General features: G+C 63.1%; 12 protein-coding genes and 1 other RNA gene. 10 read left to right on the top strand and 3 right to left on the bottom strand.

Features of this window, described 5'->3' with window-relative positions:
- Positions 1-54: 54 nt before the first annotated feature.
- Positions 55-151: signal recognition particle sRNA small type (ffs, locus tag CK222_RS02785), an RNA gene on the bottom strand.
- 180 nt (positions 152-331) lie between these two features.
- Between ffs and CK222_RS02780 the strand changes: the two genes are divergently transcribed.
- Genes CK222_RS02780 through CK222_RS02770 form a run of 3 tightly spaced genes read left to right on the top strand, consistent with a single transcriptional unit; the run spans position 332 to position 2,045 of the window.
- Positions 332-751: an HIT family protein gene (locus tag CK222_RS02780; protein ID WP_095799309.1), complete on the top strand. Its 420-nt coding sequence runs from the start codon at positions 332-334 to the stop codon at positions 749-751.
- A gap of 39 nt (positions 752-790) precedes the next feature.
- Positions 791-1,732: an NAD(+) diphosphatase gene (gene nudC, locus CK222_RS02775; RefSeq protein ID WP_095799308.1), complete on the top strand. Its 942-nt coding sequence runs from the start codon at positions 791-793 to the stop codon at positions 1,730-1,732.
- Positions 1,733-1,742: 10 nt separating this feature from the next.
- On the top strand, positions 1,743-2,045 hold the full coding sequence (locus CK222_RS02770; RefSeq protein ID WP_095799307.1) for a Dabb family protein: 303 nt from the start codon (positions 1,743-1,745) through the stop codon (positions 2,043-2,045).
- 270 nt (positions 2,046-2,315) lie between these two features.
- Here CK222_RS02770 and CK222_RS02765 read toward each other — a convergent pair whose 3' ends face one another.
- A complete protein-coding gene (locus tag CK222_RS02765; RefSeq protein ID WP_066996244.1) occupies positions 2,316-3,179 on the bottom strand; it encodes a prephenate dehydratase in 864 nt (287 codons plus the stop codon).
- Between the two features lie 26 nt (positions 3,180-3,205).
- Positions 3,206-3,934 carry a 3-deoxy-manno-octulosonate cytidylyltransferase gene (locus CK222_RS02760; protein ID WP_095799306.1) on the bottom strand — a complete coding sequence of 243 codons (729 nt, stop codon included), beginning with the start codon at positions 3,932-3,934 and terminating at the stop codon, positions 3,206-3,208.
- 192 nt (positions 3,935-4,126) lie between these two features.
- Here CK222_RS02760 and CK222_RS02755 point away from each other — a divergent pair, with 192 nt between their 5' ends.
- From CK222_RS02755 to CK222_RS02725, 7 genes are all read left to right on the top strand, one after another.
- Positions 4,127-4,828, top strand: coding sequence for a cytochrome c family protein (locus tag CK222_RS02755; protein WP_095799305.1), 702 nt, complete (start codon positions 4,127-4,129; stop codon positions 4,826-4,828).
- A 156-nt stretch (positions 4,829-4,984) separates the two neighbouring features.
- Positions 4,985-6,862: an extracellular solute-binding protein gene (locus CK222_RS02750; RefSeq protein WP_095799304.1), complete on the top strand. Its 1,878-nt coding sequence runs from the start codon at positions 4,985-4,987 to the stop codon at positions 6,860-6,862.
- Entirely contained in the window at positions 6,862-8,739 is a 1,878-nt protein-coding gene (locus CK222_RS02745) for an extracellular solute-binding protein (RefSeq protein WP_095799303.1), read from the top strand. The genes CK222_RS02750 and CK222_RS02745 overlap by 1 nt, the downstream gene beginning before the upstream one ends.
- Complete coding sequence (locus CK222_RS02740) at positions 8,726-9,016, top strand: hypothetical protein (RefSeq protein ID WP_176477552.1); 291 nt, start codon at positions 8,726-8,728, stop codon at positions 9,014-9,016. Before CK222_RS02745 ends, CK222_RS02740 begins: the two co-directional genes overlap by 14 nt.
- On the top strand, positions 9,016-10,110 hold the full coding sequence (locus CK222_RS02735) for a microcin C ABC transporter permease YejB (RefSeq protein ID WP_095799302.1): 1,095 nt from the start codon (positions 9,016-9,018) through the stop codon (positions 10,108-10,110). Before CK222_RS02740 ends, CK222_RS02735 begins: the two co-directional genes overlap by 1 nt.
- A complete protein-coding gene (locus tag CK222_RS02730; protein WP_095799301.1) occupies positions 10,110-11,249 on the top strand; it encodes an ABC transporter permease in 1,140 nt (379 codons plus the stop codon). The genes CK222_RS02735 and CK222_RS02730 overlap by 1 nt, the downstream gene beginning before the upstream one ends.
- Entirely contained in the window at positions 11,246-12,874 is a 1,629-nt protein-coding gene (locus CK222_RS02725; protein WP_095799300.1) for an ABC transporter ATP-binding protein, read from the top strand. The genes CK222_RS02730 and CK222_RS02725 overlap by 4 nt, the downstream gene beginning before the upstream one ends.
- Positions 12,875-12,880: the final 6 nt, after the last annotated feature.

Here is a 12,880-nt window from a genome sequence, read left to right as displayed (position 1 = left end):
TAGTCTCGCCCGCACGGCTCGGCGCCGTCAATGTCGCGGGAGAAAGGCGAAGAGGCGGGAGGCTGGAACAATGACCCGTTCCGGGCTCGTTAGGGCTGCTTCCTTCCGGACCTGACCCGGTTGGCGAGTGGATCGTCCACCACCAACCTCCCAAGCTCCATATCGGCAATTCAGCGGCGAAATGCAAGGGTCGTAGTGGATCAACGGCCAGGCCATGCGGTGCAGAAGACCTTCAAATCCGCAGGAGCGGTCAATGATTCGCTTGCAGCCACCTTGCCGTCGCTCTAGCGTTCAGGGTTTGAAGCATTCTCGAAAAGTGAGGGAAACGCCCATGCTGCCTGGCCTAAAGGCCGGTTTCACACTGGACGCCCGATTGGAGGCGGACAGTGAGCAGCTCATGTGGCTCGGCCTGTGCGAGCTCCGGCTGATGAACGATCGCCGCTGGCCGTGGCTGGTCCTGGTGCCGCAGCGGCCGGGCGTGGAGGAAATCCACGACCTGACGCCGCTCGACCAGACGATGCTGACCTTCGAGACCAATATGGTCGCCCAGGCGCTGAAGCGGGTGACCGGCTGCACCAAGATCAACACCGGGGCGCTCGGCAACATCGTGCGCCAGCTGCACGTCCATGTCATCGCCCGCAGCGAGAGCGACCCCGGCTGGCCAGGGCCGGTCTGGGGGCATGGCATGCGCGAGCCGTATGAGCGCTCCGACATCCGCCGGTTTGCCGAAAAGATCAAGGCAGCGCTATAAAGCCATCAGTGTCCATTCCTGCCCCTCCTCGAGTCTCCTATGAACTTTCGTCTGTTTGACGCGCCTTTGCGCGAGCCGAGCCAATTCGTCGGTTTCGCCGGCAACCGGATCGACCGGCAATCGGAAAACCGCGCCGACGACGCGGTCGAGAAGGCGCTTGGCGAGCGATCGGCGCGGCTGATGCTGATGCATGGCGGCAGGCTTTATCTGAAGCTCGACGACGGCAAATTCGACCCATGGTTCGAAGCGGCGGAAAGCCAGGCCTTCGAGGTTTCGCTCGACGGCGGCGTGCTGCTCGGCCTTTCGGAGAGCGGCCCGGTGCTGGCCGTGCCCGCCGGCATCGAACCGGAAAATCTCCCGGAAACGGTGAAGGCGATCGACTACCGCTCCGTCTATATGCAGGGGCTGATAGACGAAGCGGCGGCCGGCGCGCTGGCGCAGGGCGCTGCGCTGCTCGCCTGGCATGCCAGCCACGCTTTCTGCAGCAAATGCGGCAATCGCTCGGAGATGCGCGCCGGCGGCTACAGGCGGCATTGCCCGGCCTGCGGCACCGACCATTTCCCGCGCACCGATCCGGTGGCGATCATGCTGACGGCGACGCGCGAGAAATGCCTGCTCGGGCGCGGCCGGCATTTCGGGCCGGGCATGTATTCGGCCCTTGCCGGCTTCATCGAGCCCGGCGAGACGATCGAGGCGGCGGTGCGCCGCGAGACGCTGGAGGAGGCCGGAATCCGGCTCGGCCGCGTCGTCTACCACGCCAGCCAGCCCTGGCCGTTCCCCTATTCGCTGATGATCGGCTGCTTCGGCGAGCCGCTCAACGAGGACATCCAGGCCGACCTGAACGAGCTCGAAGACTGCCGCTGGTTTTCGCGCGATGAGGTGCGCTCGATGCTGGAGAGAACGCACCCCGGCGGCCTGATCACGCCGCCGAAAGGAGCGATCGCCCACCACCTCATCCGCGCCTGGGTCAACAGCGAATAGGAGCCGAGAAATGATCCGTCATACCGTCGTGTTCACGCTGAAGCATCCGCTGCATTCGCTGGAGGCGAAGCGGTTCCTCCACGATGCCAAGAAGATCCTGACGGCGATCAAGGGTGTGACGCATTTCGAGCAGCTGCGCCAAGTGAGCCCGAAGAACGACTATCAGTTCGGCTTCTCGATGGAGTTCGCCGACCAGGCTGCCTACACCAGATACAACGAGCATCCCGACCACGTCGCGTTCGTGCGCGACCGCTGGGTGCCTGAGGTCGAGAAATTTCTCGAAATCGACTATGTCCCGCTCGGCTTTGGCTGAGATTGGATCGAGCGCCGGCGTCTAAGATTGACGCGGACCTCCATGAGGTCGTCATCCCAGGGCGGAGCGACGCGAAGCGGAGCGCAGACCCTGGGGATCCATGCCGTTACCTCAGTCGAGGGGCGCAGCGGAGCAGAATCTGGACCGTCCTAACGCGTTGAAGTCCGGGCATGGATCCTCGGGTCTGCGCCGCGTCGCTTCGCTCCTTGCTTCGCCCGTGGATGACGAAGCATCAAGGCCTTTGCCAATCTCGAAGGTCCTAGGAACCACCTAATCGGCGACCTTCCACTGCTCGCGCGACGCGCTTGCCGGATAGACGCCGAGAATGCGCATCTCGCGCGAGAAGAAGCGCAATTCGTCGAGCGCCAGCTTGACCAGCGGATCATCGGGGTGGCCCTCGATGTCGGCATAAAACAGCGTCGCTGTGAAAGCGCCGAGCTGGTAGCTCTCGAGCTTGGTCATGTTGATGCCGTTGGTGGCGAAGCCGCCCATGGCCTTGTAGAGCGCGGCCGGCACGTTGCGGACGCGGAAGATGAAGGTGGTCATCATCTTGGCTTCCAGCGAGGGGCGCTCGGCCCATTGCTTGTTCTTGGTCAGCACGACGAAGCGGGTGACGTTCGAGTCGGTGTCCTCGACATTCTTCTCGATGATGTCGAGGCCGTAGAGCTCGGCGGCAAGCGCAGGCGCAAGTGCCGCCATCGTGCGGTCCTTGACCTCGGAGACCATCTTGGCCGATCCCGCCGTGTCGCCGGCGACAACCGGCTTCCAGCCATTCTTGCGGATGTATTTGCGGCATTGGCCAAGGGCATGGATATGGCTGTGCACGCTTCTGATCTCTTCGCGTTTCACGCCCGGCAGCACCATCAGCTGGAAATGGATGGGCAGGAAATACTCGCCGACGATGTGCAGGCGCGATTCCGGCAAAAGATGATGGATGTCGGCGACGCGCCCGGCAATCGTGTTCTCGATCGGGATCATGGCGAGCTCGGCCTTGCCGGTCTCGACCGCGTTGAAGGCGTCTTCGAAGGTGGGACAGGGCAACGGCTCCATCGAGGGGAACATGTTGCGGCAAGCGGTATCGGAATTGGCGCCCGGCTCGCCCTGGAAGGATATTCTGTTGGTCTTTTCAGGCATGCGCCAAGGTCTCGCTTACGGATGTCTCAGTTTGAAAGAATTTGCCTGGCGCGCTCGAGATCGTCGGGCGTGTCGACGCCGAGCGGCAGCGACCGGACGATCTCGGCATCGATGCGCATGCCGGCTTCCAGCGCCCGCAGCTGCTCCAGCCGCTCACGGCGTTCGAGCAGCGACGGCTTCAGCGCCACGAAGCGTTCCAGCGCTGTCCGGCGGTAGGCATAGAGGCCGATGTGGTGATAGAGCGGGCCCTCCCCCCACGGCGCCGTGGCGCGCGTGAAATAGAGCGCCTTCAGCCTTGTCGCCGAGAGCGGCGAGCCGACGATCTTGACCACATTCGGATTGGTCCTTTCCTCGTCGCGCACAATCTCGACGCCGAGCGTGGCTATGTCGACCGACGGGTCGGCGAAGGGCCGCAGCGATGCGCCGATGATCTCAGGATCGATGGTCGGCAGATCGCCCTGGACGTTGACGATGGTTTCGACCTTTTTCTCCGGGTCCAGCAGGGTGAGGGCCTCGAAGATGCGGTCGGATCCCGATTCGTGGTCCGCGCGCGTCATCACCGCCTCGAAACCGTGATCCCTTACCGCCGAGGCGACCGCTTCGGTGTCGGTCGCCACCACCACACGGCCGAGCCCAGCCTCGGCGCCGCGGCGGGCGACATGGACGATCATCGGCGCGCCGGCGATGTCGGCCAGCGGCTTGCCCGGCAGGCGCGTCGAGGCCATGCGGGCGGGGATCAGGATCAATGTCGACATGGGACTTCTGGGACAGCCGGGGAAGCGGATGGAAAAGTGGCAAAACGTCTCACTGGAAGCGCCCTTATAGGTGTTGCAACGACGAAGCAAAAGACCTAGTTTCCGCGCGATTTAACGGGCCCGTTGGGGCCTTCGCTATACCGACGGACGGAGTGGACGGGACGGTCCGCCGGAACAGGGAGCAAGGGGCGTATGGATTCCAACGAAGTCAACAAGCTGCTCGCCGGATTCCTCGGAACCTGTTTCGTCGTCTTTTCCGTGGGTATCGTTTCCGACGGGCTGTTTGCCTCCCCCGCTCCCGAGAAGCCGGGCTTCGCCATCGAGGCGGCCGAGCCGGCCGAAGGCGGCGGCGCTGCCGCGCCCGCGGCCGAAGCCAAGCCGATCGCCGACCTGCTCGCGACCGCCAATGCCGAGACGGGCGCCGCCATTTTCAAGAAGTGCCAGGCCTGCCATTCCGGCGAAAAGGGCGGCCCCAACAAGGTCGGTCCGGACCTCTGGGACATCATCGATCGCCCCGTCGCCGAGCATGAGGGCTTCGCCTATTCGGCCGGCATGAAGGATTTCTCCAAGGGCGGCGCCGAGAAGTGGACCTACGACAACCTCAACCACTTCATCAACGCGCCGAAGAAGTTCGTGAAGGGCACGGCGATGGGCTTTGCCGGCCTGCCGAAGGATGAGGACCGCGCCAACGTGATCGCCTATCTGCGCACGCTGTCGGACAATCCGAAGCCGCTGCCGCAGCCGGGCGCTTCGGCGGAAGCCAAGCCCGCCGAAGGCGCCGCCGCGGCGAAGCCGGCCGCAGGTACGGCACCCGCCAAGCCGGCCGAAGGTGCGGCTCCGGCAAAGCCGGCCGAAGGTGCCGCCCCGGCCAAGCCGGTCGCGCCCGCGCAATAAACATTTCGTCATAAAGACACCTTGGAAAAGCCGGGTTCGTCCCGGCTTTTTTGTTAGGAAAGCCGCATATGCTGAGACAAAAGCCGGCGCTTGCGGTTTTCACCGGCGTCAAATGATCTAGATTGCCGGTGGATACTGTTGCGACGAGGAGAACGCATGACGGTCGGCCGCTCCCGCACGTTTTTCGCATCGATGCTGGCGATCGCCTTCGCCGCCAGCCTGCAGGCCAGCCTCGCTGATGAGTGGCACACCACGTCCTCGCTGACCGGCCCGTCCAAATACGGCGAAAATTTCCAACGCTACGACTATGTCAATCCGGACGCTCCCAAGGGTGGCGCCCACGACTCCGTCGTTGTCGGCACTTTCGACAGCTTCAATCCCTATATCGTGCCGGGGTCGCCGGCCGCGGGGCTCGCCGGGTTCGGCGGCGGCCTGCTCTACGACACGCTGATGGACCAGGCGACCGACGAGGGCAGCGTCAGCCACCCGCTGGTTGCCGAGGCCTATAAATACCCGCCCGACTATTCCTCTGCGACCTACCGGCTCGACCGGCGAGCGAAATGGCATGACGGCCAGCCGATCACCGTCGACGATGTGGTCTGGTCGTTCCAGGTGCTGAAGGCCAACGCCCCCCAATACAACCGCTATTTCGAGAACGTTACCGACGCGGTGGCGATTTCCGACCGCGAGGTCGAGTTTCATTTCAACCAGAAGGGCAACCGCGAGCTGCCCAAGATTATCGGCGATCTGGTCGTCCTGCCGAAGCACTGGTGGGAGGGCACCGATGCCAGCGGCAAGAAGCGCGACATCACCAGGCCGACTCTCGAGCCGCCGCTGGGATCAGCCGCCTACAAGATCGCCAGCTTCAAGCCGGGTTCCGAGATCGTCTGGCAGCGCGTGGCTGATTACTGGGGCGCCAAGCTGCCGGTGAAGATCGGCCGGGAGAACTTCGACACTCAGCGCTTCACCTACATACTGGACGAGAATGCTGCGTGGCAGGCCTTTACCAAGGGCGGGCTAGACGACATCAAGGCCGAAAACAGCTCGCGGCGGTGGGCGACGGCTTACAACTTTCCGGCGGTGAACGCCGGCGACGTGATCAAAAAGGAATTCAAGACCACTTCGCCGGAGCCGATGCAAGCCTTCATGCTGAACCAGCGCCGGCCGCTGTTCCAGGATCGCCGGGTCCGCGAGGCGCTAACCTATCCCTATGACTTCGAGACGATGAACCGAACGCTGTTCTTCAATTCCAACACGCGCACCCAAAGCTATTTCCAAGGTACGGAACTCGCGTCGAGCGGATTACCGCAAGGCAAGGAACTCGAAATCCTCGAGAAGTATCGCGACAAGCTGCCGCCTGAACTGTTCACCCAGGAATTCAAGCTGCCGGTCTACGACTCACCGCAAGCGGAGCGGAAATATCTGAAGCAGGCTGTCGACCTCTTCGCCCAGGCCGGCTGGGTGATCAAGGGCGGCAAGATGATGAACGCCAAGAGCGGCGCGCCATTCAAATTCGAGATCCTCGGCACGTCCGACACGGATCAGATCCTCTCCGGCAACTATATCGCCAATCTGCGCAAGATCGGCGTCGATGCGACGCTGCGCATCATCGACCCCAGCCAGTACGTCAACCGCGTCAACAATTTCGACTACGACGTCATCACCAACGTGCTGCAGCAGTCGGATTCGCCCGGCAACGAACAGCGCGATTTCTGGAGTTCGAAGTCCGCCGATTCACCCGGCTCGCGCAATTACTCCGGCATCAAGGACCCGGTCGTCGACGCGCTGGTGGAACGCGTCATCTTCGCCACCGACCGCGACGATCTCGTCGCCGCCACTCATGCGCTCGATCGCGTGCTGTTGTGGAACTACTATACCGTGCCGCAATACTACCGCGCGGTGGTCTGGCTTGCCTATTGGAACAAGTTCGGCATGCCCGAAAAGCAGCCCTCCTACCGTGGCGCCGATATCGACTCCTGGTGGATCGATACGGCGAAGGAAAAGGCATTGACCGCCAAATACAGGGGCAACTGATGAGGCGGCAGACATTGCTTCCTCGTCGCGACTTCCTGGCGCTCGGCGCGGCGGCGACTGCCGCAGCGCTGCTGCCGGGTCGGGCTTTCGCCCAGACCCCGACCGGTGTCAAATTGCATGGGCTGTCGGCGTTCGGCGATTTGAAATACAAGCCTGACTTCGCGCATTTCGACTATGTCAACGTCGATGCGCCGCAAGGCGGCACCTTCAATTTCTCGCCGCCCAACTGGGGCCAAAACCAGAGCCCTTTGACGTTCAACACGCTGAACTCCTTCGTGCCCAAGGGCGATGCGCCGCAGCGCATGGAAATGTGCTTCGATTCGCTGATGGTGCGGGCGCTCGACGAGCCTGACGCCGTCTATGGGCTGATCGCCGACGGGGTCACAATTTCCGACGACCGCAACGGCTTCACCTTCTCGCTGCGCCCGCAGGCGCGCTTCCATGACGGCACGCCGCTCACCGCCGACGATGTCGCCTTCACCTTCAAACTGCTGAAGGACAAGGGGCATCCGGATTATTCGCTGTCGTTGACGCATCTCGACAACGCGGTGGTGAAGGACGCCCATACGGTCGAGCTCAAGTTCTCCGGCAAGCAATCGGCCCGTACCATCCTGAACGTCGTCGCGTTTCCGATCCTGTCGAAGGCCTTCTTCACGGCCAACCCCTTCGATTCGTCGCAGCTCAACCCGCCGCTCGGCTCGAGCGCGTACAAGGTCGAGCGCTGGTCGGCGGGCGCCTGGATCGAGTACGAGCGGGTGGCCGATTATTGGGGCAACGACCTCCCGGTCAACCGCGGCCAGAACAATTTCGAGCGTATCCGCATCGAGTTCTACCAGGACCGCACGGCCGGCTTCGAAGCCTTCAAGAAGGGCGAGATCCTCTATCGCGAGGAATTCACCTCGCGCGTCTGGGCGACGGCTTACAACTTTCCGGCCTTTACCGCCGGCAAGGTGGTGAAGCACGAATTCCCGGCCGAGACGGTGCCGTCGATGCAGGCGACAGCCGTCAACCAACGGCGCGCGCAGTTCCAGGACCCGCGCGTGCGGCAAGCCATCGCGCTCTGCTTCGACTTCGAATGGACGCGGCGCAATTTCTTCTATGGCTCCTATGAGCGCTCGCAATCCTGCTTCGAGAAATCCGACTTTCGCGCCGAAGGCATGCCGCCGCCGCCAGAACTCGCGCTGATGGAGCCCCTGCGCGAGAAGCTGCCGCCGGAGGCCTTCGGCGAAGCGGTGACGCAGCCAGCCTCGGACGGCTCGGGACGCGACCGCAAACTGCTTGGCAAGGCGGCGAAGCTGCTTGCCGAAGCCGGCTGGAAACGCTCCAGCGATTTCGTCGTCAACGACAAGGGCGCGCGGTTGCCCGCCGAGTTCCTCGTGGAAGACGAGACCTTCGTGCAGGTCTATTCACCCTGGGTCGCCAATATGAAGGCGATCGGCATCGACGCTTCGATCCGGCTGGTCGATTCCGCCCAATACCAGCTTAGGCAATCGACCTTCGATTTCGATCTGATCTCGGCCGCCTTCTCCTTCAGCGCCACGCCGACACGCGACGACCTCGAGATCTTCTTCCATTCGCGAAGCGCGTCGGTCTCAGGCTCTCGGAACCTGCCGGGCATAGCGAGTCCGGCTATAGACGCGCTGATCGACGCCGTCGGCGCGGCCAAGGACCGTGAGGGCCTCACCGTCGCCATGCGGGCGCTCGATCGGGCCTTGCGCGCTCGGCGCGATTGGATTCCAAGTTGGTATCTGGCGAATCACCGAAGCGCCTATTGGGACATGTTCGGCTTTCCCGAGCAGAAGCCCGATTTCGGCTTTCCGGTCGAAGCGCTGTGGTGGGTCGACAAGGGCAAGGCGGCGAAAATTGGCAAAGGGTGAATTTCTTGCGGCCGAAGGCGCCGCCCCTCACCTGCCTGCCGGCATCCTCTCCCCGTATAGTGGCGGGGAGAGGGAAACCTTCATCTTTGGTTTCGCCAATCACAAGCGTGGCGAACGTGCCGAGATCGCGGCCAGCCCCTTTCTCCCCGTCACTATAGGACGAGAAATGTCCGGCAGGACGATGAGCGGCGGCGCCGACGCCGACAATTGGTCTGAAGCGATTGCCTCGGGGACGCCTCCAGATACAGTGGTCTTCCCCAAGGAGGGCAACATCTGATGGGCGCCTATATCCTGCGCCGCATCCTTCTGATGATCCCGACGCTGTTCGGCATCATGGCGATCTCCTTCGCCGTCATCCAGTTCGCGCCGGGCGGCCCGGTCGAGCAGGTCATCGCCAAGCTCACCAACCAGGGCGGCACCGATCGCCTGGGCGGCGGCAGTGGCGACGCGGGCACCACCAATTTCGACGTCGCCGGCGATGTCGGCTCGAAGTACCGCGGCGCGCAAGGGTTGGATCCCGAATTCATCAAGAAGCTCGAAAAGCAGTTCGGCTTCGACAAGCCGCCGCTCGAGCGCTTCGGCATGATGCTGTGGAACTATGCCCGCTTCGACTTCGGCGACAGCTATTTCCGCGACATCTCGGTGCTCGACCTGATCCTGGAAAAGATGCCGGTGTCGATCTCGATCGGGCTGTGGATCACGTTATTGTCCTACCTGATCTCGATCCCGCTCGGCATCCGCAAGGCGGTGCAGGACGGCTCGACCTTCGATGTCTGGACGAGCGGCGTGGTGATCGTCGGCTATGCCATCCCCGGCTTCCTATTCGGCATCCTTTTGATGGTGCTGTTTGCCGGCGGCTCGTTCTGGGATTGGTTCCCGCTGCGCGGCATCGTTTCCGACAATTGGGACCAGCTGTCCTGGCCGGACAAGATCATCGACTATTTCTGGCACATGACGCTGCCGCTGACCGCGCTTGTGTTGTCGGCCTTCGCCACGACGACGCTTTTGACCAAGAACTCGTTCCTCGAGGAGATCCGCAAGCAATATGTGGTGACGGCGCGCGCCAAGGGTCTGTCGGAGCGCAAAGTGCTTTATGGCCATGTCTTCCGCAACGCCATGCTGATCGTCATCGCAGGGTTCCCGGGCGCCTTCATCTCGGCCTTCTTCACCGGCTCGCTGCTGATCGAAAACATCTTCTCGCTCGACGGGCTCGGCCTGCTCGGCTTCAAGTCGGTGATCGACCGCGACTACCCGGTGGTCTTCGCCAATCTCTACATCTTCTCGCTGCTCGGGCTGTTCGTCGCCCTGCTCTCGGACCTGATCTACACCTGGGTCGATCCGCGCATCGATTTCGAGCGGAGAGACGTCTGATGACGGCAGCTTCGGCAGAAACCAAGCCGGCCCGCGCCGCCCGGCCGTGGTTGTCGCCGCTCAATCAGCGGCGGCTGCAAAACTTCAAGGCGAACCGGCGCGGCTACTGGTCGCTGTGGATCTTCCTGTTGCTGTTCGTGCTGTCGCTGTTTTCCGAATTGATCGCCAACGACAAGCCCATCATCGCCTCCTACAAGGGCGAGATCCTGTTTCCGGTTCTGATCGCCTATCCGGAAGAGAAATTCGGCGGCTTTTATGCCGTCACGGACTATCGCGATCCGGTGATCCAGGACGAGATCAATGCCAATGGCTGGATGATCTGGCCGCCGGTCCGCTACTCCTATCAAACGGTCAACAACGCCATCCCAGAAGCCGCACCCGCCAAGCCGTCCTGGCTCTACGACAAGAAGACGCGCTGCAGCCAGTATCCGCAGGGCGAAGCCGATCCCAACTGCGTCGTCGGCAACTGGAATTGGCTGGGCACCGACGACCAGGCGCGGGACGTGCTGGCACGCGTGCTTTACGGCTTCCGCATCTCGGTGCTCTTCGGGCTGATCCTGACGCTCGGCTCCTCGCTGATCGGCGTCGCGGCGGGCGCGGTGCAAGGCTATTTCGGCGGCTGGACGGACCTTCTCTTTCAGCGCTTCATCGAGATCTGGTCGGCGATCCCGGTGCTTTATCTGCTGCTCATCGTCTCCGCGATCCTGCCGCCCGGCTTCTTCATCCTGCTCGGCCTGATGCTGCTGTTCTCCTGGGTGGCGCTGGTCGGCGTGGTGCGGGCCGAGTTCCTGCGCGCGCGCAACTTCGAATATGTCAACGCGGCGCGCGCGCTTGGCGTGCCCAACCTCACCATCATGTTCCGCCATCTCCTGCCCAACGCCATGGTGGCGACGCTGACCTTCCTGCCCTTCCTGCTCTCGGGCTCGATCTCGACGCTGACCTCGCTCGACTATCTCGGCTTCGGCCTGCCGCCGGGTTCGGCCTCGCTCGGCGAATTGCTGAAGCAGGCGCAACGCAATCTCAACGCGCCCTGGCTCGGCATCTCCGGCTTCATCGTGATTTCGCTGATGCTGTCGCTGCTGGTCTTCATCGGCGAGGCGACGCGCGATGCCTTCGATCCGCGCAAGACGTTCAAATGAGCGACCCTCTGCTTTCCGTCCGCGATTTGAGTGTCGCCTTCGCGCAAGGCGGCACGCAATCGATCGCCGTCGACCACGTCTCCTTCGACATCGGCAAGGGCGAGACGGTGGCGCTGGTCGGCGAATCCGGATCCGGCAAATCGGTCTCGGCGCTCTCGGTGCTGAAGCTGTTGCCCTACCCGTCGGCCAGCCACCCCTCGGGAAAGATCCTGTTCCACGGCGCCGACCTGCTCCACGCCAACGAAAGGACGCTGCGCGGCGTGCGCGGCAACAAGATCACCATGATCTTCCAGGAGCCGATGACCTCGCTCAATCCGCTGCACACGATCGAGCAGCAGATCGTCGAGGTGTTGAAGCTGCATCAGGGGCTGGGCGATCGCCAGGCCCACGCTCGCACGTTGGAGCTGCTCACCGAGGTCGGCATACGCGACCCGCAGAAGCGGCTTGATGCCTATCCGCACCAGCTCTCCGGCGGCCAGCGCCAGCGCGTCATGATCGCCATGGCCTTGGCCAACGAGCCGGAACTCTTGATCGCCGACGAGCCGACGACGGCGCTCGACGTGACCGTGCAGGCGCAGATCCTCGAACTGCTCGCCGGCCTGAAAAGCCGCAAGCGCATGTCGATGCTATTCATCACCCATGACCTCGGCATCGTCAGAAAGATCGCCGACCGCGTCTGCGTCATGACGAAGGGCAAAATAGTCGAGACCGGGCCGACCAAGGAGATCTTCGCCAACCCGCAACACGCCTATACCAAGCACCTCTTGGCCGCCGAGCCGAAGGGCAAACCGCCGGCGGCGAATGCCGATGCCACGGCCGTCATGACCGGCAAGGACATCAAGGTCTGGTTCCCGATCAAGCGGGGCTTCTTCCGCCGCACCGTCGACCATGTGAAGGCGGTGGACGGCATCGACGTTACCGTGCGCGCCGGCCAGACGCTCGGCGTGGTCGGTGAATCCGGCTCCGGCAAGACGACGCTCGGCCTGGCGCTCGCGCGGATGATCTCGTCCACGGGCGCGATCAACTTCAACGGGCGCAACATCAACGAGCTTTCCTTCAGCGCCATGCGGCCGCTGCGGCGCGAGTTGCAGATCGTCTTCCAGGACCCGTTCGGATCCTTGAGCCCGCGCATGTCGGTCGCGGAGATCATTGAGGAAGGGCTGAAGATCCATGCGCCGAAACTCTCGCCCGATGAGCGCGACGACAAGGTCGTCGAGGTGTTGAAGGAAGTCGGTCTCGACCCGGAGACGCGTCACCGCTATCCGCATGAATTCTCGGGCGGCCAGCGCCAGCGTGTCGCGATCGCCCGCGCCATGGTGCTCAACCCGCGCTTCGTCATGCTCGACGAGCCGACCTCGGCGCTCGACATGAGCGTGCAGGCGCAGGTGGTCGATCTGTTGCGCAACCTGCAGGCCAGGCACAACCTCGCTTATCTCTTCATCAGCCACGACCTAAAGGTCATCCGCGCCCTTGCCAACGACGTGATCGTCATGCGCAATGGTCAGATCGTCGAAGCCGGGCCGTCCGAACAGATTTTCGACCGCCCGCAAACCGACTATACGAGGGCGCTGATCTCGGCCGCGTTCCGGATCGAAACGGCACCGACCGGGGTCGTCAGCGAATAGGCTGGA

The organism is Mesorhizobium sp. WSM3866 (assembly GCF_002294795.1).
Taxonomy (GTDB): domain Bacteria; phylum Pseudomonadota; class Alphaproteobacteria; order Rhizobiales; family Rhizobiaceae; genus Mesorhizobium.
Note: the sequence above shows the minus strand (reverse complement) of the source record. Positions and strands in the feature narration are given on the sequence as shown.